At 59.9% G+C, this 21713-nt stretch carries 20 protein-coding genes; 16 read left to right on the top strand and 4 right to left on the bottom strand.

Annotated elements, in window-relative coordinates; all coding sequences use genetic code 11:
• Positions 1–133: 133 nt before the first annotated feature.
• Positions 134–301 carry a 50S ribosomal protein L33 gene (gene rpmG / locus ASG47_RS17675; protein WP_046104197.1) on the top strand — a complete coding sequence of 56 codons (168 nt, stop codon included), beginning with the start codon at positions 134–136 and terminating at the stop codon, positions 299–301.
• 396 nt (positions 302–697) lie between these two features.
• Here rpmG and ASG47_RS17670 read toward each other — a convergent pair whose 3' ends face one another.
• Both ASG47_RS17670 and ASG47_RS17665 read right to left on the bottom strand, forming a co-directional pair.
• Entirely contained in the window at positions 698–2068 is a 1371-nt protein-coding gene (locus ASG47_RS17670) for a PleD family two-component system response regulator (RefSeq protein ID WP_061911471.1), read from the bottom strand.
• Positions 2069–2153: 85 nt separating this feature from the next.
• Positions 2154–2525, bottom strand: coding sequence for a response regulator (locus tag ASG47_RS17665; protein ID WP_061911469.1), 372 nt, complete (start codon positions 2523–2525; stop codon positions 2154–2156).
• 123 nt (positions 2526–2648) lie between these two features.
• On the opposite strand from ASG47_RS17665, the gene ASG47_RS17660 reads away from it, so the two are divergent.
• The 9 genes from ASG47_RS17660 (at position 2649) to ASG47_RS17620 (ending at position 9494) form a co-directional block, all read left to right on the top strand.
• Positions 2649–2927, top strand: a complete 279-nt coding sequence (locus ASG47_RS17660) for a DUF3572 family protein (RefSeq protein WP_061911467.1) — start codon at positions 2649–2651, stop codon at positions 2925–2927.
• Between the two features lie 9 nt (positions 2928–2936).
• Complete coding sequence (locus ASG47_RS17655) at positions 2937–4265, top strand: DNA polymerase IV (RefSeq protein WP_061911465.1); 1329 nt, start codon at positions 2937–2939, stop codon at positions 4263–4265.
• Complete coding sequence (locus ASG47_RS17650; protein ID WP_061911463.1) at positions 4262–4720, top strand: RidA family protein; 459 nt, start codon at positions 4262–4264, stop codon at positions 4718–4720. Before ASG47_RS17655 ends, ASG47_RS17650 begins: the two co-directional genes overlap by 4 nt.
• A 72-nt stretch (positions 4721–4792) precedes the next feature.
• Complete coding sequence (locus ASG47_RS17645; protein WP_061911461.1) at positions 4793–5557, top strand: glycerophosphodiester phosphodiesterase family protein; 765 nt, start codon at positions 4793–4795, stop codon at positions 5555–5557.
• A complete protein-coding gene (locus ASG47_RS17640) occupies positions 5544–6716 on the top strand; it encodes a GNAT family N-acetyltransferase (RefSeq protein WP_061911459.1) in 1173 nt (390 codons plus the stop codon). Before ASG47_RS17645 ends, ASG47_RS17640 begins: the two co-directional genes overlap by 14 nt.
• Before the next feature lie 59 nt (positions 6717–6775).
• Positions 6776–7903, top strand: coding sequence for a hypothetical protein (locus ASG47_RS17635; protein WP_061911456.1), 1128 nt, complete (start codon positions 6776–6778; stop codon positions 7901–7903).
• A 12-nt stretch (positions 7904–7915) separates the two neighbouring features.
• Positions 7916–8332 carry an HIT family protein gene (locus ASG47_RS17630; protein ID WP_061911455.1) on the top strand — a complete coding sequence of 139 codons (417 nt, stop codon included), beginning with the start codon at positions 7916–7918 and terminating at the stop codon, positions 8330–8332.
• 143 nt (positions 8333–8475) lie between these two features.
• Positions 8476–9189 carry a transcriptional repressor LexA gene (gene lexA / locus ASG47_RS17625; RefSeq protein ID WP_061911453.1) on the top strand — a complete coding sequence of 238 codons (714 nt, stop codon included), beginning with the start codon at positions 8476–8478 and terminating at the stop codon, positions 9187–9189.
• A complete protein-coding gene (locus ASG47_RS17620) occupies positions 9189–9494 on the top strand; it encodes a nuclear transport factor 2 family protein (RefSeq protein ID WP_061911451.1) in 306 nt (101 codons plus the stop codon). Before lexA ends, ASG47_RS17620 begins: the two co-directional genes overlap by 1 nt.
• Positions 9495–10199: 705 nt before the next feature.
• Here the strand turns inward: ASG47_RS17620 and ASG47_RS17615 are convergent.
• The gene (locus tag ASG47_RS17615; RefSeq protein WP_061911449.1) at positions 10200–12005 is read right to left on the bottom strand and encodes an IlvD/Edd family dehydratase; all 1806 of its coding nucleotides are present in this window, start codon (positions 12003–12005) and stop codon (positions 10200–10202) included.
• A gap of 283 nt (positions 12006–12288) precedes the next feature.
• Between ASG47_RS17615 and ASG47_RS17610 the strand changes: the two genes are divergently transcribed.
• From ASG47_RS17610 to ASG47_RS17595, 4 genes are read left to right on the top strand one after another with little or no spacing between them, the layout of a single operon-like run.
• The gene (locus ASG47_RS17610) at positions 12289–13200 is read left to right on the top strand and encodes a 2-dehydro-3-deoxygalactonokinase (RefSeq protein ID WP_061911446.1); all 912 of its coding nucleotides are present in this window, start codon (positions 12289–12291) and stop codon (positions 13198–13200) included.
• Positions 13201–13213: 13 nt separating this feature from the next.
• Positions 13214–13825: a 2-dehydro-3-deoxy-6-phosphogalactonate aldolase gene (locus ASG47_RS17605; protein WP_061911445.1), complete on the top strand. Its 612-nt coding sequence runs from the start codon at positions 13214–13216 to the stop codon at positions 13823–13825.
• Positions 13822–14697, top strand: a complete 876-nt coding sequence (locus ASG47_RS17600; RefSeq protein ID WP_061911443.1) for an SMP-30/gluconolactonase/LRE family protein — start codon at positions 13822–13824, stop codon at positions 14695–14697. Before ASG47_RS17605 ends, ASG47_RS17600 begins: the two co-directional genes overlap by 4 nt.
• Before the next feature lie 8 nt (positions 14698–14705).
• Positions 14706–16667, top strand: a complete 1962-nt coding sequence (locus ASG47_RS17595) for a beta-galactosidase (protein WP_082511823.1) — start codon at positions 14706–14708, stop codon at positions 16665–16667.
• Here the strand turns inward: ASG47_RS17595 and ASG47_RS17590 are convergent.
• On the bottom strand, positions 16636–18765 hold the full coding sequence (locus ASG47_RS17590; protein ID WP_082511822.1) for a ComEC/Rec2 family competence protein: 2130 nt from the start codon (positions 18763–18765) through the stop codon (positions 16636–16638). The two genes, ASG47_RS17595 and ASG47_RS17590, sit on opposite strands and share 32 nt — an antisense overlap.
• A gap of 73 nt (positions 18766–18838) precedes the next feature.
• Between ASG47_RS17590 and gltX the strand changes: the two genes are divergently transcribed.
• Both gltX and gltA read left to right on the top strand, forming a co-directional pair.
• A complete protein-coding gene (gene gltX, locus ASG47_RS17585; RefSeq protein WP_156464162.1) occupies positions 18839–20254 on the top strand; it encodes a glutamate--tRNA ligase in 1416 nt (471 codons plus the stop codon).
• Between the two features lie 154 nt (positions 20255–20408).
• Positions 20409–21698 (top strand): citrate synthase, encoded by a 1290-nt coding sequence (gene gltA, locus ASG47_RS17580; protein ID WP_061911435.1) that lies wholly within the window; start codon positions 20409–20411, stop codon positions 21696–21698.
• Positions 21699–21713: the final 15 nt, after the last annotated feature.

The raw sequence follows: 21713 nt of genomic DNA, 5'->3' as shown, positions 1-21713 counted from the left end.
CGGCAGCGATTCCGAGCGGTCATGTATGCTGCACCCTCTACCTGCTTGACAATCGGCCGCAAATCCGTAGTTTGCGCCCAAATTCCAGCGCTGCCGTTTCGCAGCGCCCTTTGTTTTATTAAGGACTGCGAAAATGGCAAAAGCCGCCACCATCAAGATCAAGCTCGTGTCGACGGCTGATACCGGCTTCTTCTATGTCACCAAGAAGAACGCACGCACCCAGACCGAAAAGCTTGCATTCAAGAAGTACGACCCCGTCGTCCGCAAGCACGTCGAATTCAAGGAAGCCAAGATCAAGTAATTTGATCTGACCTTTCCAAGCGTTTGAAGGCCCCGCACATCGTGCGGGGCCATTTCGCATCTGGAATACCGAAATCTGAGAAAAGCAGAACTCGATGTTAACGGAATGCTAACATCGGGACGCATAACCATAACCTGTATGAAAAAGAGTGGCTGGTCCGGAGCGGCACGTCGAAGAGGCCACTCTCGCCGCGTCCGGACCAACCGCCCTACGGAACTCAGGAGTTGCGGCGGACCTGAGAAAAGCCGTAGGGATCTCTAAGACTGCTGGGCCGTTAGCCGCTGCTGTCTGAAATTCAACCTACTTTAAGGCCTGAAAAACTCAAGCGGATCCGTCGCTTGCGCAGCGGTAACCTCTTGTTAATTATAACAGATAACCCTAACGCGTCGCATTTTATCAAGCAGCGTCAAGGATAACCCGGTTCCGCCCTTCACGCTTGGCACGATAAAGCGCGAGGTCCGCCCGCTTGATCAGACTTTCCGGCGTATCCGCGTGCGTCTCATTGAACGAAACGCCAACCGATACCGTCACCGTCAACGGCCGCTGCCCTTTGATATCAAAAGACTTTTCGGCAATAGCCTGCCGCACGCGCTCTGCCACCAGCTCGGCGTTCAGCACGTCAGTATCGGGCATCAGCACCACGAATTCCTCGCCGCCAAACCGGCAGGCCAGATCCACCCCGCGGATATTCCGCTTCATCCGCGCCGAGAACTCCTTGAGCACCACGTCACCGGCATCGTGCCCATAGGTATCGTTGACCGATTTGAAGTGATCGATGTCGAGAATCATCACCGCCAGGTTCTTGTCCTGGCTTTGGGCCTTGCCCAGCAACACATTGAGATGTCTATCGAAATAGCGGCGATTGTAGAGCCCGGTCAGATCGTCCGTCACCGCCATGGCGATCGAATGATTGACGCTTTCGCGCAGCTCCATGGCGTAGCGATGCCGCCGGATTTGCGTCCGCACCCGGGCCTTCAGTTCGTTCCGCTCTATGGGCCGGCTGATGAAATCGTTGATCCCCAGATCCAGCGCCCGCACCACTCGCGCCTTGTCGCCGTCATCCGCCATCAGGATAATAGGAATGTTGCGCGAATGGTCGATGGTGCGCACCTGCGAGGCAACTCGGAGCGGGTCGAAATCTCCAAGCGCCATGCTGACGAGCACAAGCTCGTAAGTTATTCCAGTAACTTGGAAAACCGCGTCTGCAGGCTCGTGCAGAATGTCGACCTTGTGTTCTTCCGAAAGATAGCTCTGCACGCGTTCTGCATGGCGGCGATCGCTGTCGATGATCAACACCGATCCGCCGCTCGCCGAAATCGTATCCATCGCCCGCAGCGCATCTTCGATGGCGATCTGCTGGCCGGTCATCGCGCGAGCACGCAATTCGTCAGTCAAGGATTTGAGGCGCGACAGGCTCTTAACGCGCGCCATGAGCTGCGTATCGTCGACCGGCTTTGTCAGAAAGTCGTCCGCCCCCGCCTCGAGCCCCTTCACGCGATCAGAGGGCTGATCGAGCGCCGTGATCATCAGCACCGGCAAATGGTGGGTTTTGGGATTGGACTTGAGCCGCCGGCAGACTTCGAACCCGTCCATCACCGGCATCATCACGTCGAGCAGCACGATGTCGATCTCGGCCGTCTCGCAGATTTCGAGTGCCTGCGCCCCGGAAGATGCTGTCAGAACTTCAAAATATTCGGCCGTTAGGCGCGCTTCGAGCAACCGGACATTCGTTGGAATGTCGTCGACAATCAATACGCGCGCCGTCACGTCAGTTCTCCCGCAATCACGCCCCAGTCCGATCGCTTCAAGCGACCGGGCATACCAATCAGATCAGAGACATGCCCCGATCTGGTCAGGCTGGTCCAATGTAGCGGGCAATGGTTTCCAGAAAGTGAGACACGGAGATGGGTTTACTGATGTAACCCTCACAACCGCCTTGCAGAATGCGCTCTTCGTCGCCCTTCATCGCAAAGGCGGTGACGGCAATCACAGGAATATGCGCGAGGTGCTCGTCATCCTTGAGCCACTTGGTCACCACCAACCCCGAAACTTCAGGCAATTGGATATCCATAAGGATCAGGTCGGGCATATGGGCACGAGCCAAATCAAGCGCTTCGAGGCCGTTCCGTGTCTGGATGACGCGATAGCCGCGCGATTCGAGGAGATCGTTGAAGAGCTTCATATTCAGCTCATTGTCTTCCACGATCATGACAGTCTTGGACATTGGTCCTCACTTGCGCGCCTGGCATGCTGGCCGATTATCCGGCCATATATCCACGGCTCTTCGCTTCCCCGAATGCATGGGGTAACATTGAAACCGTTACAAAACCTCAAATGAGGCCTTTCCGTGCCCCTCGCCAAACCGTCAACGCCCGATCTCGCCACGGTTGCTGACGCCTGCCTCGGTTATCTTGCCGAAAATCCTGAAGAGCTGCTGGCTTTCATGCAGTTTGCCGGGTTCGATCCGCAGTCGCTTCGACAGGCCGTCGGCACCAAGCGCCTGCAAACCGGCCTCATCGATTACTTTGCCTCAAACGAACCGATTCTTCTCGCGCTCTGTGCCAATGCCGGCATAACGCCGGAATCGTTCATGCATCTTTGGCACAAGCTCAATCCAAGCGGATAACGCGGCACGATGGATTGGCTCTGCCGCGATTGTCTGAACTTTGGATCGACAGCGCCTGAACCGCGCCGCTGTCCGAAATGCGGTTCGCCCCGCATTCGCAGTCACGCGGAGCTTTTCAGCCTCTCCATCGCCCACGTCGATTGCGACGCGTTCTACGCTTCAGTCGAAAAGCGGGACGACCCGAGCCTGCGCGACCGTCCTCTCATCATCGGCGGCGGCACGCGGGGCGTTGTTTCCACCTGTTGCTACATTGCCCGCCAGTTCGGCGTGCGCTCCGCAATGCCCATGTTCAAGGCGCGTGAACTCTGCCCCGACGCCGTAATCATCAAGCCGAACATGGCCAAGTATGTCGATGTCAGCCGGCAAATCCGCCGCCACATGGATGCCTTGACCCCACTCGTCGAACCCATCTCCATCGACGAAGCCTTCATGGATCTGACGGGCACCGAAAAGGTCCACAAAGCCGCCCCGGCTCTGACATTGGCGCGTTTTTCGCGCGCCATCGAGGAAGAGATCGGCGTTTCGATCTCAGTCGGTCTCAGCCACAATAAATTCCTCGCCAAGGTCGCCTCAGATCTCGATAAGCCACGCGGATTTGCCGTCATCGGTGCCGCTGAAACCCTGTCTTTCCTCGCGCCAAGGCCGATCAGCCTAATCTACGGCGTTGGCAAGGTGTTCTCCGAAACGCTCAAGAAAGACGGCTATCACACCATCGGCCAGCTTCAGCAGGAAGACCCGGTGCAGCTCATGCGGCTCTATGGAGAATCAGGCGCGCGCCTTGCACGGCTGTCGCAAGGCCAGGACAGTCGCCGGGTCTCTATCGATGGAGAAATGAAGACCGTCTCATCCGAAACGACCTTTAATCGCGACCTCGCGACACTCGAAGAATTATCGACCGAACTTCTTAAATGCAGCGAACGCCTGTCTGAGCGGCTGAAAAGAAAGTCGCTCGTTGGCGACACAGTGACGCTCAAGCTCAAGACCACGGGATTTAAGTTGCGCACGCGGGCGAGACACCTGATGATGCCGACACAGCTTGCAAACGTCCTCTACGAAGCCGGCCTGACCCTGTTGCAGCGTGAAGCGGACGGAACGTCCTTTCGCTTGATTGGCATCGGTGTCTCGGGTCTCGATGCGGCAGATGGGTCTGACCCCAGCGACCTTCTGGAACCACAAGTGGCCCGGAAGGCTGCAGCGGAACGGGCCATGGACCGCGTCCGATCCCGCTTCGGCCGCACGGCGGTCGTTCGCGGCAAGCTTTACACCAACCGGTCCGAAACTCTTTCGGCTCCGGCATCCGAAGAAGAAGCAGAAGACCTGGAAGGTAAGACCAGATGACCGATCCGATCCAAAAGCTCCGCGAATATGGCTATGAGCTGCCAGCCGCCAAGGCACCCGTCGCCAGCTATGTCCCCATCACCCGCAGCGGCAACCTGATCTATGTATCAGGCCAGATTTCGATCGGCGAAGCCGGCGTCGTCGAGGGGCGGCTCGGCGACACGATGAATGTGCAGCAGGGCGGCAATGCTGCTGAACTCGCCATTCTCAACGTTCTCGCACACATCGTCCACACAGCTGGCGTTCAGCTCCAGGATATCAAGAAAATCCTGAAGCTCACGGTTCTCGTCTGTTCCGCCGATGACTTCACCGAACAGCACCTCGTCGCCAATGGCGCTTCAAACCTGCTGGTGGCCATCCTCGGCGAAAATGGCAAGCATGCCCGCGCAGCTTTCGGCGTCACCTCGCTACCTTTTGGCGCTGCCGTCGAAATCGACGCGGTCGTCGAAGTCTAAGCCGGATTGCAATCACACTGTCACGGAGGCGTGCGAACCCCACGCCTCCACTCTCGCTGGCAGACCTTCACCATGACCGAGCCGCTCTTTCCCCGCCCCGTCGCCCATCGCGGGCTCCACGATCGCGCCAACGGCGTCATCGAAAACAGCGCCAGCGCCTTTGCCGGCGCTATTGCGGGCAACTTTGCCATTGAGTGCGACCTGCAACTCACCAGCGATGGTCATGCGGTGGTTTTTCACGACGAAAAGCTGGAGCGTCTGACCGGCGAAACCGGACTCGTCAGCGACCGCACCGTCGCCGAAATGACCGCGCTGACGCTCCTAGACAGCGCCGCCGGCGATTGCCCCCAAACCCTCGACGCCTTTCTCGAGCAGATCGCTGGCCGCGCCCTCCTTCAGATCGAGCTCAAGCACCAGCCGACCACGCAAGCCACTCAGCGCCTTGCCCGCGTCGCCGCTGACGCCCTCGCGAAATATGCCGGCCCCGTCACCGTCGAATCATTTGATCCCAAGCTCATCACCCTCATCCGCGACTACGGCTTCTCCGGCCCGCGGGGCATCATCACCTATGACTATGAGGGCGAGGACTACCCACCGGGGATCTCCGAAGACGAGCGCTACTCCCTGCGCCACCTTCTCCACTGGCATGAGACGCAGTTCGACTTCATCTCTTGCGACAAGAACGCCCTGACCCTGCCCGCGATCACCTTTTGGCGCGCGCTCGGCAAGCCCGTGACCGCCTGGACGATCCGGTCTAAGGTTGAAGCAGAGGCCGCGCGCCCCTACATCGACCAGATCGTGTTCGAAGGGTTCAACCCGGACAGTGTCTCCCAATAATCTGACTGCCACCATTCATCCCACAACGGCATCCATCGGGGCCGACGTGTGGAACGCACTCGTGCCGGGCACCGATGGCGTGCCCGACAATCCGTTCCTCGACTTCGCTTTTTTCCGCGCGCTCGAAGAATCAGGCTGCGCCACCGGCCGTACCGGCTGGCAACCGCAACACGTCGTGGTTTCGGAAGGCGACACGCCCGTCGGCTTTTTGCCGCTGTTCCTCAAATCCCATTCCATGGGCGAATACGTCTTCGACCATGGCTGGGCCCAGGCCCTCGAGCGCGCCGGCGGGCATTATTATCCCAAGCTCCAGGGCTCGGTGCCCTTTACGCCCGCAACCGCCCCAAAGCTTCTGGTCCCGTCCGACAGAATTGAGATCAAGACCGCGCTCCTCGAAACCGCACAGCAGCTCGCCTTGCAGCGAAACGCTTCGTCGGTGCATCTGACCTTCCTGCCCGATGAAGACGCCGACATCGCCGAGGCTACTGGCTGGCTTGGCCGCGTCGACACTCAATTCCATTGGCACAACCAGGGCTTTGCGACCTTCGAAGATTTTCTCGAAACGCTATCCTCGCGCAAGCGCAAGACTATCCGCCGCGAGCGTCGCGACGCGCTCGCTGATGGCTTGACCGTCAAATGGCTGCGCGGCGATGAAATCAAGGAGCATCACTGGGATGCCTTCTTCGATTTTTATGAAGACACAGGCGCGCGCAAATGGGGCCAGCCTTATCTCAACCGGAAATTCTTCTCGCTTCTCGGCCGGTATATGGCCGAGCGGATCGTGCTGGTCTTTGCCTATGATGGCGACGAGCCCATTGCCGGGGCCATCAATTTCATCGGCAAGGATCGCCTCTATGGGCGCAATTGGGGTTCGACCCGCGAAGTCCCCTTTCTACATTTCGAGATTTGCTATTATCAGGCAATCGACTTTGCCATAGCCAACAAGCTCGCGGTCGTCGAGGCCGGCGCACAAGGCGAACACAAGCTGGCGCGCGGCTACACTCCCGTCACCACCCACTCCGTCCACTGGATCGCTCATGCAGGTTTACGCGACGCGGTAGCGGATTATCTCGAGGCGGAACGCCCTGCCGTCGAGCGGGAACAAGAGGCGCTTGAAGGGTTTACGCCATACCGGCGCGGCGATCGGCAGGAGCGTTAGCCCCAGCCGATCGATTGTGCTAGACAGCGCGCATCAAGTGATCAGGAGACCCGGGACTAATGGATTTGTGGGATGTCGTAGCCTTCATTCTCGAAGCCCTTCTCGTCTTCGTAGTGGCAACGACCCTGTTCGACACCCTGCACTGGCTGCTGCACCGCTGGGAAAATTCCAAGATCCCGCTGCTGCGCACCTTCTCGTCCTGGCACTGGGTCCACCATAAATTCCTTGGCCTCGATATGCAGGTCAATCCGGCCTATGCCCGCCAGAATATCTGGTTTCACGTCCTGCCCGAATACTTTACCTCGATGGCCGCAATCGCGCTGTTCCTCCTGGCGCTGCCCTGGCAGCCCGTGGCCGTCGTTGCCGTCATCCGCACGGTCATGTTCGCCCTGACCCTTCGCGAGGAAGGGCTCGACTACAATCACATGTCGATGGACCGCGTGGGCGGCAAACAGGGCCTCTTGTGGGTAAACAACAATTACCACGCGATGCACCACGTCTATCCGCACAATTTTTTCTCGTCCTTTGCCAATACCTTTGATCTCCTGGTCGGCACCACCTGCCAGATTCCCGGCCGGCGCTTCCTCATCACCGGCGCAAGCGGCGCCTTCGGCTCGGCCATGGTCAAAGCACTCGAAAAGCGGGGCGGCATTGTCGAAACGGCAAAGTCCGGCGTCGATTTCACCGCCGGAAATTACGCCGCGATGGACGAAAAGCTCGCGCGCGCCGACGTTCTGGTCCTTTCGCACGGCGCCAAAACGGACGATTGCTGGAACGCCAATTACGTCACGTTTCGCGACCTGATCGAGCGCTTCACCCTCATGGGCAAGGATAGGCTCCTCGCGCCGGAGGTCTGGGCGCTCGGCTCCGAGGTCGAATTTCACGGCGATATGGGCATGGATGGATTGCGCGATTATTCCAGTTCGAAGCGCGCCTTCGCTGCCCGCGCCCGCCACTATTATCGCTCCGACGACCTCATCTATCGCCACATTGTCCCCTCCTCCTTCACCTCCGCCATGGGCAAGGGCGCGATGTCGGCGGAAACGGCGGTCGGCATCGCTCTCTTCTTCATCACCCGCGGCTTCAAATATGTACCGGTGACCCTTACCGGCCTTGCCGTCCTCAATTTCTTCCGCTTCCGATATGCCAACAATGCCGGCGACGAAGCGCTCGCCGCTGCCGAATAATCCGAGGCTTTGATGACCTACGACCCAACCAATATCTTCGCCAAAATCCTCAAGGGTGAACTGCCCTCTCACAAGGTCTACGAGGACGACACGGCCCTCGTCATGCTCGACATTTTTCCGCAGTCCAAGGGGCACACGCTCGTCATTCCCAAGGCCGCATCGCGTAACCTTCTCGATGCCGATCCCATGGCCCTTTCTGCCGTCATGCCGCTCGTCCAGCGCGTCGCCAAGGCCCTGCAGACTGTAACGAAAGCCGACGGCATCCGCCTCGCCCAGTTCAACGAGGCCCCGGCTGGCCAGACCGTCTTTCATCTCCATTTCCATCTGATCCCTGCCTACGAGGGCACCGCCCTCGGCGCCCATGCCAGCGGACGTGCAGACGACGCCGAACTCGCCCAACTGGCGAAAGACCTCGCCGCCGCGCTCTAGTCTTGCTGCTGACGCCACGTCTTCCCGCGAAAGCGAGAATCTCTACTGCGCCTCCATTTGGCAAAGATGGGAGACTCTTGCGGAACATAGACGGAACACATATAGTCGTTCCGTATCCGTTCCGATTCTAGGGCTCACCGGCGATGCTGACGCGCAAACAACACGAATTGCTGATGTTCATCCACGAACGGATGAAGGAAAGCGGCATTCCCCCATCCTTCGACGAAATGAAGGATGCGCTGGATTTAGCGTCGAAGTCAGGCATCCATCGGTTGATCACTGCGCTCGAAGAGCGTGGCTTCATCCGCCGCCTGCCCAACCGGGCGAGAGCCCTCGAGGTCGTCAAGCTGCCGGATTCCATGAACCCATCCCTCGGCGGGCGCAAAGCCAAGTTTGAGCCGTCGGTTATCGAAGGCAGCCTCGGAAAAGTTAGCGCGCCTCAGCCACGCGGTATCGCCGCCGAGGATTATGCCCGACCGATCTCCATTCCCGTCATGGGGCGCATCGCTGCCGGTACGCCCATCGAGGCGATCCAGACTCATTCCCATACTATTCAGGTCCCGCCTGAAATGCTTGGCGCGGGCGAACACTACGCCCTGGAAGTCCGCGGCGACTCGATGATCGATGCTGGCATTTTCGATGGCGACACGGTCGTTATCAAAAAACAGGATCAGGCCAGCACTGGCGAAATCATCGTCGCCTTGGTCGATGACGAAGAAGCCACTCTCAAACGCCTCCGCCGCAAGGGCAATACTGTGGCACTCGAAGCTGCCAACCCGGCCTACGAGACCCGCATCTTCCCGCCTGATCGCGTGAAAGTTCAAGGCCGCCTCGTCGGCCTCCTCCGCAAATACTAATGCCCGGCGCCGCCACACCCAAAACGGTGATGGCGGCTTATGCCGACCTGATCAACCATCACGACTTTTCATTGCTGGTCCCGCTGATCGATTCCGATGCAGTCTTCTGGTTCAGTTCAGGCAGCTTCACCGGCATCGATGCCATTCGCAGTGTCTTCGAACGAACATGGCAGCGTCTTGAAAACGAGACGTACTGGAATGGCATTTCTCGCTTGGGACTATTCAAATCCCGGCGTCATTCCCGCGAAAGCGGGAATCCCGTGTGCTGCGATAAGTTTTCCGCTTTCTCTGCCACGACGCAGTGAGACCTGACGACCGTTTGCCTCCATACAATCCCCACCCCCTATTCTTCCCTCGGGCTTGACCCGAGGGCCCGTGCAGGAGCCATAAGCTTTTGTTCCCGAGCAAGTGACCTTCGGTTAATCTCGATTCAAGCTAGGTCGATAGATCAGATGCATCCAAAATATGCGGCTCCCACCTGGGCTTGGAAGCCAAGCAGTTTGCTGCGTCCCTTGTGAGCCACTGGCAGATCCCTCCCCCTGCGAGGGGAAGGCTAGGTGGGGTAAACCCCAAAACCCCAAAATACTTATCCATCTTCTCCCCGCTCACCAAAACCTCGCCCATACTCTCCCCATTCCGCCAGTCACACGGCTCCCACGCAGGGCCGGGCGGAATGGCCGGTGGATGGGGGCGCCTGTCTGGGCGGGGAGTTGAAATACGGCAGCCGCGACTGAAATAACGTTCGCGCCTGAACCCGGACCCGCTGCAAACTCCGGATCCTGTGACGGGCGGCCTTTGGCTCCCAATGTCTAAACAGGTAGAGCCAATGGCCGCCCGTCACCGTGAAAAACCGTCAGCCAATAAAAAGGCCGGGCGGCACTTCGTGCTGCCCGGCCTGTAATGTTTGTCCTCTCCGCTATCGTCATTGCCCGGCTTGTCCGCGCAATCCATCCGTCTCGAAGATGGACCACCCGGACCAGCCAGGTGGTGACGACCCAAGGATCAAGCGATCAATGATTATCCCTGGGCAGACCTTCCGTCTGCGCAATCCGCTGATACTTTTCGGCGGGCTTGAGTATAGCGCCTTCGCCAAGCTGGCCGACGATACCGCGCTGGATTTCCTGCCACGGCGTCTGGTGCTTAGGATACTTGTAGCCACCTTCAGCTTCGAGCGCCGCGCGGCGGGTCGCGATTTCTTCGTCCGAGATCAGGATATCCGCTTCGCCCTTGTTCAGATCGATGCGTACGCGGTCACCAGTCTTGAGGATCGCAAGGTTACCGCCTGCAGCTGCTTCCGGCGAGGCGTTGAGGATAGAAGGCGAACCCGAGGTCCCCGACTGACGGCCGTCACCGATACAAGCGAGCGAATGAATGCCCTTCTTGATGAGGTAGGCCGGCGGCCGCATGTTGACCACTTCGGCAGCGCCCGGATAGCCAATCGGGCCAGCGCCACGCATGAAGAGCAGCGTGTTTTCGTCGATATCGAGCGACGGGTCGTCGATCCGGTGGTGATAGTCCTCAGGACCATCGAACACCACGGCCTTGCCTTCGAACATGCCGGGATGCTCAGGATTGGCGAGGTAGCGTTCGCGGAATTCGGACGAGATCACCGATGTCTTCATGATCGCGCTGTCGAAGAGATTGCCGCGCAGCACGAGGAAGCCGGCATCCACCTTGAGCGGATTGTCGAAGTGGCGGATGACCTTGTCGTCCTGGATCGTCGTATTGCGGCAATTCTCGCCAATGGTCTTGCCGTTGACGGTCGGCGCGTTTTCGCGGATCAGGCCTTGCGACATCAGTTCGTTGACCACAGCCGGCACGCCGCCTGCATGGTAGTAGTCTTCGCCCAGATATTCGCCGGCCGGCTGCAGGTTCACCAGCAGCGGCACCTTGTGGCCATAGGTCTGGAAATCCTGCAACTCAAGCTCGACACCGATATGCTTGGCGATCGCCTGGATATGGATCGGGGCATTGGTCGAGCCCCCGATCGCCGAATTGACGACGATGGTGTTGATGAAATTGTCCTTGGTCAGGATGTCGGACGGCTTGAGGTCCTCATGCACCATGTCGACGATGCGCTTGCCGGTCCGGTAAGCCATTTCCTGGCGATCACGATAAGGCGCGGGAATAGCGGCCGAACCCGGAAGCTGCATGCCGAGCGACTCGGCAAGCGAGTTCATGGTCGTCGCCGTGCCCATGGTGTTGCAGTAGCCGGTCGACGGCGCCGACGAAGCCACGAGTTCAATGAACTGGGCATAGTCGATCTCACCGGCCGCCATCATCTGGCGTGCCTTCCAGACGATCGTGCCCGAACCAGTGCGTTCGCCCTTGTGCCAGCCATTGAGCATCGGCCCAACCGACAGCGCGATCGCCGGGATGTTCACGGTCGCCGCACCCATCAGCATGGCGGGGGTCGTTTTGTCGCAACCGATGGTCAGAACCACGCCATCGAGCGGGTAGCCATAGAGCACTTCGACGAGGCCGAGATAGGCAAGGTTGCGGTCAAGGCCAGCGGTCGGGCGCTTGCCGGTTTCTTGGATCGGGTGCACCGGGAATTCTATGGCGATACCGCCGGCTTCGCGAATGCCCTCACGCACGCGTTCAGCCAGTACCATGTGGTGACGGTTGCAGGGGCTGAGGTCGGACCCGGTCTGCGCAATGCCGATGATCGGCTTACCCGACTGAAGTTCTTCGCGCGAGACGCCGAAATTCATATAGCGCTCGAGATAAAGCGCGGTCATGTCCGGGTTTTCGGGATTGTCGAACCATGCGCGCGAACGCAGCTTCTTCGGAGCGCCGCTGTTATCAGTCGTCATCGTCAAATTCCTTATCCGTCCGCAGCGCGCGGACCGTGGGCCTTGCTGGTTGCCGTTTTAGCACGGCAAGGGCCGCTGTGAACGGCTCCCATCGAAAAAATCATACAATTGATTTGGGTGGGGTAACAGAGGGCATATGTGCCGGAACGCTCTGAAAATCTTACCAATCGCGGAGAACGTATCCAGGCTCTCCGATAGCCCCTGCGCTGATTGCCCTGTTCATGGGCCAAGAACCCAATTAGGGTCGCGCCGCATTGTGTAGGCGGTCGTCGAGGAGGCTTGTTTGAGCGAATCTGTTGCCTGGATTGCGGTTGATTGGGGCACGTCCAATTTGCGCGGCTGGACCCTCGATCACGCGGGAAATGTCCTTGCCTCGCGCAGTTCGCCAAAAGGCATGGGCAAGCTGACGCGCGAAGAATTTCCCGCCGCACTTGCAGAATTGCTCGCCGATATTCCCCTGACGGAAAAGACCGACGTTGTCGTTTGCGGCATGGCCGGCGCCCGCCAGGGCTGGCTCGAAGCGCCCTATCTAGAAGCGCCGACGGACCTCTCCGGCCTCATTCGGGGCGCCGTCCATCCCGATAGCGGCTCCGACAAATTTAACGTCTCCATCCTGCCCGGCGTCTGCCAAAGGCAAGGCGGCGACAACGTCATGCGTGGCGAAGAAACCCAGCTCCTCGGGCTCGCAGCCACCCTGCCCGGCTATTCCGGCCTCGTCTGTATGCCCGGCACACATTCGAAATGGGCGCTGCTCGACGGCACGAAAATCGAGCATTTTACGACGGCCATGACCGGCGAAATGTTCGAATTGCTCTCCACCCAATCCGTGCTGCGCCATTCGCTCACCGGCGATCAAAACGGCCCTGAGCGCCATGATGGCTTTTCTGCCGGTGCGCGAGATGGCCTTGAGCGGCCCGCCGATCTGCTCGGCCAATTGTTCCGCGTCCGCGCCAGCGCGCTGGTTTCCGGCCGCTCTTCCGACTGGTGCGCCGGCTATCTCTCTGGCCTTTTGATCGGCACCGAGATCGCCGCCAATCGCCATCAGATCGGTAACGAGCCGGTGCCGCTTATCGGCTCGCACGTTCTCTGCTCGCTTTATGGCCAGGTGCTCGAAATGGCCGGTGCCGCCGGCCGACCCGTCGATGCCACCGCCGTCGTCCTCGCCGGCCTTAAGGCCGCCCGCGCCGCCGCTTGAAGGAAGTCTCACCATGTCCCATCGCCACATCATCGCCATCCTGCGCGGCATCACCAATGACGAAGCCGTACCGGTCTGCACCGCCCTCGTCGAAGCCGGTATCACGCTGATCGAGGTACCGCTCAATTCGCCTAACGCCATCGAGAGCATTTCGCGCGCCGCCAAGGCGCTGGGCGACCGCGCCGAGATCGGCGCCGGCACCGTGCTCACCGAAGACGACGTCCGAGCTGTCGCGGCGGCCGGCGGCACCTTCATCGTCTCGCCCGACACCAATGAAGCCGTGATCGCCGAGACCGTCCGCCTCGGCCTCAAATCCTATCCCGGCGTCTTCTCGCCCAGCGACGCCTTCAAGGCGATCCGCACAGGCGCAACCGGCCTCAAATTCTTCCCCGCCGAAGTCTTGGGCTCCAAGGGCATCAAGGCCATGAAAGCGGTTCTGCCGCCTGCCCTGCCGCTATACGCCGTCGGTGGCGCCAATCCCGATAATTTCGACGAATTCTTCGCAGTCGGCTGCGCCGGCTTCGGCCTCGGCACTTACATTTACAAACCCGGCATGAGCGTAGCCGACGTCGCCGAGCGCGCCGCTACCGCCGTTGCCGCCTATGACAAGGGAGCCAAGGCATGACCGAAACGGCACGTCTTCTCATCGATAGCAAATCCGAACTGGGCGAAGGCCCGTTCTGGCACGCCGCCCGCCAGCAGCTCTTCTGGTTCGATATCAATGAGCAGTCCCTGTTCGCCGCCAATGCAAGCGGCGAGATTGAAGATAGCTGGCTCTTCAACGAAACGGTCACCGCGGCTGCCATCGTTGACGAACACACCCTCGTCCTCGCCACCGAAAACGGTCTCATCGAGTTCGATCTCAATGTCGGCGGCATTAACCGTTTAATCGACATCGAGCGCGATAATGAAGCCAATCGCAGCAACGATTGTCGCGTGCATCCCTCCGGTGCTTTCTGGATCGGCACCATGGTCAAGGAAGAGGGCCCCAAAGAGGGCTCGGTCTATCATTACCGCGCCGGCAAGCTGACCAAGATCATCGAAAACGTCGCCATCCCCAACGCGACCTGCTTCTCGCCCGATGGCAAGACCGCCTATTTCACCGATACGCCGACCAAGAAAATCCTCAAATGCGCGACCGATCCCGAAACTGGCCTGCCGGCGGGCGAATGGGAACTTTTCGCTGACGTATCCGATGGCCGCGGCTGGCCCGACGGCGCCGTGGTCGATAGCGAAGGCTATCTCTGGAACGCCAAATGGGGCGGCAATTGCGTCGTCCGCCATGCGCCGGACGGATCGATCGACCGCATCATCGAAGTACCCGTCAGCCAGGTCACCTGCCCCGCTTTTGGCGGCAAGGATCTCAAGACGCTCTTCATCACCACGGCCGCCAAGACCCTAGGCGCCGAGCAACTGGCCGAGGAAAAAGTCGCCGGTGGCGTCTTTGCCATCGACCTCGACGTCGCCGGTCAGCCTGAACCCAAAATCATAATCTGAGCTCTTCCATGTCCATCTCTCCCGCCCTCGGCGTTTGCTATTATCCTGAACACTGGCCCGAAGAGTGGTGGGAGAAAGACGCGGCCCGCATGGCCGAAGTCGGCATCAAATATGTCCGCATCGGCGAATTCGCCTGGTCGCGGATGGAGCCGACCCCTGGCGATATCCAGCTCGATTGGATGATCCGCTCGATGGACGTCCTCGGCAAGCACGGCCACAAGGTCATCGTTGGCACGCCGACGGCGACGCCGCCACGCTGGATGGTCGACAAGCACCCGGACATGCTGGCGGTCGACGCTCAGGGTAAGCGCAAGGGCTTTGGCTCGCGCCGCCACTACGATTTCTCGCACCTGCCTTTTCGCGAGGAATCAGCGCGCATCACCCAGATCCTCGCCGATGCCCTCAGCGATCACCCTGCACTTGGTGGCTGGCAGACGGACAACGAATATGGCTGCCATGGCACGACCTATTCTTATTCCCCGGCTGCGCTCGAAGGTTTCCGCAAATGGCTCGCGTCCCGCTACGGGTCGATCGAGGCGTTGAACGAGGCCTGGGGCAATGTCTTCTGGTCGATGGAATACAACAGCTTCGACCAGATCGAGCTGCCGAACCTCCTGATCACCGATCCTAACCCGATCCACGCGCTCGACTTCCGGCGATACTCGTCCGACCAGGTCGCGGCCTTCAACAAAACCCAATACGATATCCTCAAGGCCAAGCGCCCGGACCTGCCGGTCATCCACAATTTCATGAGCCGCTACACCGAGTTCGACCACTACGACGTGGCTAAAACGCTCGATGTCGCGAGCTGGGATTCCTATCCGATCGGACATCTCGCCGTCAGCGATGAACCCGACGACATCAAGCGCCAATATATGCGCCAGGGCGATCCGGATAACGCGGCCTTCCACCACGATCTCTACCGAACTGTCGGCCACGGTCGCTGGTGGATCATGGAACAGCAGCCGGGCCCGGTGAATTGGGCCAAGTTCAATCCCGATCCGCTACCAGGCATGGCCCGCCTCTGGGCCTGGGAAGCCTTTGCCCATGGGGCCGAAGTCGTCTCCTATTTCCGCTGGCGCCAGGCACCCTTCGCCCAGGAACAGATGCATGCCGGCCTTCTCCGGCCTGACAGCGAACCCGCGCCTGCCTATGACGAGGCGATCCAGGTTGCGCAGGAACTGAAGCAGACCGGCATCGACGGTCAGGCCGGCAAAGCCCGCGTCGCTATCGTCTTCGATTACGACAGCGAATGGGCCTGGCAGGTTCAGCCGCAAGCCGACGGCTTCAAGCACGGCGCCCACGTCCGCGACATATACTCCGCCTTCCGCAAACACGGCATCGACATCGATATTCTCTCGCCCAAGACCAAGAGTTTTGCCGGGTATGACGTCGTCGCCATCCCAGCGCTCTTCGCCTGGACCGATGAACTGCGCGAAGCCGTCGCGAGTTTCGAAGGCTATCTGCTGCTCGGCCCGCGCACGGGCTCCAAGACCAAGAACTTTGCCATTCCGGCCAAGCTTGGTCCCGATCTCTCGCCAAATCTGCTCGACGCAAAAGTCATGCGCGTCGACAGCATCCCTGCCTATGTGTCCGTGCCCGTAAAGGGCGGCGGCTTTACGCGGCTTTGGCGCGAAAAGGTCGAAACGCGCGGCGAAGTCATCATGGAAGACCATGAAGGCGTGCCCGTGCTGATCTCGCAGGGCAAGATCTTCTATCTCACGGCGAGTGGCGATCGCGGATTGATGCAGCGCATCGCTGACTATCTGATTGCCGAGGCCGATCTGCCGGTTCTCACCCTGCCAGCCGGCGTCCGCGCCCGCAGCCGCGGCGGCTTCCGCATTTACGTAAACTATTCGGCCAGTCACGCGAGCCTGGTGATGGCGAGCGACGAAACTGAATATGTCGTCGGCGGCACGGAACTCGCCGCGGCCGGCGTCACCGTGGCACGACTCGCCAAGGCCGACTGAGCGTTTCTATGGCCGGGCGGATATCAAAACGCCCGGCTTCGCCATTCCATTTGAGCCACTGCACGCCACCTTCCGCGAGGTCCTGGGGCCCGATGATTTGCGCCTCAGCATTGCAATTCGCCGGAGCCCGTACTCGTGCGACGATCAGGTTAAAACCTCCACAGTCCTCAGCGAAAGCAGCGGCATTGCGCACAACAGCGACGCTGTAATCGTCTGTTCTCAAAATGCAGCCGAGGCTGTCGCACCGGGCTTCAGGATGGGCGGAGCCGATCTCGGTCTGGTAGTATCGGCTCCAAACGTCGACTGCGAAACTGCCTGTCTTACCAGACATGAGTGCCAGATCGGCCCCATTTCGCACCGCCACTGCCTGGGTCGTGTCCGCGATCAGAATGTCCGGTCTCGGGGAAAATCCCCATAGGAGAACGACCGGCACGAGGAGAGCTGGTCCCGCAAACCGCCATCGTCCCTCGAAGAACGCAAACCACGCCAAGGCAACCAGGCCAAACAGCAAGGTCCATCCCTCCAATATGGGATTGCCTGTCAGTGATGCGCTCCAACCGGCGACAAGCACCGAGACATCGACCATGCGATCGATGTTCCACCCCATCAAATGCAGCATCGGACCATCAAGAGCAAATGGCATCGCGACGATGGCCAGCGATCCGAAACCCATGATCAGGCTGACGAACGGCAGGGCCAGCACGTTTCCGAGGACACCGAGGGGCGAGGTCTGTTGAAAATGATAGGCGGAGAATAACAGCGTCGCGGCGCCGGCGACAAAACTTGTCCACGCTGTCGCAGATATAAACCGGATCAGTCGGCTAACACCGCTACCGCTATTGGGCCGCCCTTGAGGCAGTTCATAGACACCGATCAGGGCGACAACTGCTGCGAATGAAAGCTGGAAGCTGGCGCGGAAAACGCTCGCTGGATCGATGAGGATAATGACGATTGCCGCAATCGCGACGTTACGCATGGTCAGCGCACGACGCCCGGCAAGCACGGCTCCAAAGATCAGCGCCAACATCAATGTGGAGCGAAAGGCCGGCACGTTGTCGAGGCCGCCCGCCAGCATCAAATAGGCAAAGGCGGTCGAAAGGCCGGCGACCGCGGCAATTTGTTTGTTGGGCCAAGCAACGGCAAACGGCAGGCACGCTAGAACCAACCGCACCAGCCAAAATATGCCGCCGGCAACGATCGATAGGTGAAGGCCCGAAATCGAATAGACATGCGCCAGCCCGGCCGCGGCCATGACCTCGCGTGTCTCGTCGGAGATCGCGCTCTGGTCGCCCATGGTCATAGCTTTGCCGATCGCGGCGCTGTCCTCTGTCAGCGCAAGATCAATTCGATCCGCTATGACGCGCCGAAGGCTCTGAACCCGCCTTGCGATCGCATCTTCGCTCCCTTCCTCGATGATTGCGACGGGAGCAATGGCGCTGCCATAGGCGCCGATGCCGGCAAAGTAGGCGTGAAACTGACCGTCGAACGCGCCCGGCAAAATCGGACCAGGCACCGGCGCCAGTCTCATCCGGCCCTTTACGATGTCGCCAATCTGCACCTGCGGTTCTGTCTGCAAAAGCACGCGGGCTCGGCGGATCGGAACGGCGCGAGCATCCTCCAGTGGTTCGAGGCCAGACACGACGACCCTAATGCCCTCGTCGTCGCTAGAAAGGACTTCGTCAATAGTCGCGGCATAGGTGCCATAAGCAGGCACGGCCAGCATTTGAGTTCCAAAGACAACTGCGTGCAGGGGAAGCAGAACGAAGCCCAGCCACAGTGCCGCAATCTGGGCCGCCAAGCGCAGAACCGCCATACTGTTCGTCGCAAAAGCCGCAATGACCAAACCCGTAACGGCGACCGAACCAATGGCAAAATGAAGGATCGCAGGCTCACCTGGCAAAGCGACATAGAGAACCAGGCCAAGGATCATGCTGAACGGCAGCACAGCAAACAGGCGGCGATCATTGACTGCCCCGTTACTGGCAGCGCCAAGCGAGGCGGTGATCTTGGTGGGTGAGACAAAAGACAACCAGCCGCGATAGCCGGAGGCCTCGGCCACCGGCATCAGTTGTCGCGTTCCAGTCCCCTGCCCGTCCATGGCGAGCCCCCGCCCTTGCGCTCAAGCCCGCCTATGCTACACACGGCCCAAAATTCCTCAATTCGTTCCGGTAATCATGTCCCAGGTCATTACTCGTTTCGCTCCATCTCCCACCGGGTACCTGCATATCGGCGGCGCTCGCACTGCCTTGTTCAGCTGGGCTTATGCCAAGAACCAGGGTGGCAAGATGCTGCTGCGCATCGAGGACACCGATCGCGAACGTTCAACCGAAGCGGCCGTGACCGCGCTTATCGATGGCCTGAAGTGGCTTGGCCTCGACTGGGATGGCGATCCGATCAGCCAGTTCGGTCGCGCGTCGCGTCACGCCGAGGTTGCGCACGAGCTCGTCAAGATGGGCCATGCCTACTACTGCTATTGCTCGCCCGAAGAACTCGACCAAATGCGCGAAGAAGCCCGCGCCGCCGGCAAGCCGCCGCGCTATAACGGTTACTGGCGCGATCGCGACCCAAAAGAAGCGCCCGAGGGCGTCTCGCGCGTGATCCGCATCAAGGCGCCGCTGACCGGCGAAATCGTCGTCCGTGACCACGTGCAGGGCGATGTCGTCTTCAAGACCGAAAACCTCGATGATTTCATCATCCTGCGCTCGGACGGCACGCCGACCTACATGCACGCGGTTGTGGTCGACGATCATGACATGGGCGTCACCCACATCATCCGCGGCGACGATCACCTGACCAATGCCGCCCGCCAGATCATTATTTACAACGCCATGGGTTGGACTGTGCCCGAGATGGCGCATATCCCGCTGATCCATGGTCCGGATGGCGCCAAGCTCTCCAAGCGTCACGGCGCGCTCGGCGTCGAAGCCTATCGCCAGATGGGCTATCTGCCTGCAGCGGTTCGCAACTATCTCGCGCGCCTCGGCTGGAGCCATGGCGACGAGGAAATCTTCTCGACCGATCAGATGGTCGAGTGGTTCAGCCTTGAAGCACTCAACAAGGGCGCGGCGCGCTTTGATTTCGTCAAGCTCGAGAATATCAACGGCCACTATATCCGCGAAGCCGACCCGACCTACCTCTACAACGTCATGATCGAGACGGCCAAGGAAGTCGGCCGCGACGACGACGCGAAGGGCTTGATGGCCAATCATAACACAGTGCTGGCCGCACTGCCGGAATTGCAGCCGCGCGCCAAGACCGTTCTGGAGCTCATCGACCTGGCGCAGTTCATCTACGCTCTGCGCCCTATCATGCCCGATGCCGCCGCAGCCGCGCTTCTGACGCCAGAAGCCAAGACGGTTCTCGCCAGCATTGCCGAAACGTTAGGGGGCCTTGCCGATTGGTCAGTGCCCGCCATCGATGCCGAGATGCGCAAGCTGGCTGAGGAAAAGGGTTTGAAGCTCGGCAAGCTCGCGCAGCCGCTGCGCGCGGCCCTTACCGGGCGCACTGTTTCGCCGGGAATCTTCGAAGTCATGGTGCTTATAGGCCGCGAAGAATCGATGGCACGTTTGAATGACCAAACCGCTTAGTCCATAGGTAAGCAGAGGGTAACCTCTGCTTACCTATCGGTTGCCCAAGCGGGGCAAAAACTGATACCTCTCCGTCAGCAAATCGGCACCGCTGGAGGTGCTGCCCCGCTTCACCTCCCTTCCCTCGGAGCGCGGGCATTTCGAGGAGAGCTCAATGACCGAAAAAGTCGCCAAACTCACGGTCGGGGACCAGACCGTCGAATTCCCGATTCTGAGCGGAACCGTCGGGCCAGATGTCGTCGACATCCGCTCGCTCTACGCCAAGACCGGCCTCTTCACCTACGATCCTGGCTTCACCTCGACAGCCGCCTGTGACAGCGCCATCACCTATATCGATGGCGACAAGGGCGAACTGCTCTATCGCGGCTACCCGATCGAACAACTGGCCGAAAAATCCAACTATCTCGAAGTCTGCTACCTGCTGCTCTACGGGGAATTGCCGACCGCCGCGCAGTGCAAGGAATTCGAAGAGCTCGTCACCAAGCACACCATGGTGCACGAGCAGATGCATTACTTCTATCGTGGCTTCCGCCGCGACGCGCACCCGATGGCCGTCATGACCGGCGTCGTCGGCGCCATGGCTGCATTCTACCATGACTCGACCGACATCAACGATCCGCAGCAGCGCGAGATTGCGTCGATCCGCATGATCGCGAAGATCCCTACGCTCGCCGCGATGGCCTATAAGTACTCGATCGGCCAGCCCTTCGTGTATCCGCGCAACGATCTCGATTACGCCTCGAACTTCCTCCACATGTGCTTCTCGGTGCCTGCGGAAGAATACAAGGTTGACCCCGAGATTGCCCGGGCGATGGACCTGATCTTTACGCTTCATGCCGATCATGAGCAGAACGCCTCGACCTCGACCGTTCGACTCTCGGGTTCTTCCGACGCCAATCCGTTCGCTTGTATCGCTGCGGGCGTGGCCTGCCTCTGGGGCCCTGCCCATGGCGGCGCCAACGAAGCCGCACTCAACATGCTGCGCGAAATCGGCACCGTCGACCGCATCCCGGAATTCATCGCCCGCGCCAAGGACAAGAACGATCCGTTCCGCCTGATGGGCTTCGGTCACCGCGTCTACAAGAACTACGACCCGCGCGCTAAGGTCATGCAGCAGACCGCAAACCGCGTTCTGGCTTTGCTCGATGTTTCGAACAATCCGACACTGCAGGTTGCCAAGGAACTTGAGAAGATCGCTCTCGAAGATCCGTACTTCGTCGATCGCAAGCTCTATCCAAACGTCGATTTCTACTCGGGCGTCATTCTCGATGCCATCGGCTTCCCGACCTCGATGTTCACCGTGCTCTTCGCCGTCGCCCGTACCGTTGGCTGGATCAGCCAGTGGAAGGAAATGATTGGCGATCCGCAAAAGAAGATCGGTCGCCCGCGTCAGCTTTATAACGGCGCAACGGCGCGCGATTACACCGACCTCCAGACCCGCTAAAAACAAAGGCCCCGC

Source organism: Devosia sp. Leaf420 (genome assembly GCF_001425445.1).
GTDB lineage: Bacteria > Pseudomonadota > Alphaproteobacteria > Rhizobiales > Devosiaceae > Devosia.
Note: the sequence above shows the minus strand (reverse complement) of the source record. Positions and strands in the feature narration are given on the sequence as shown.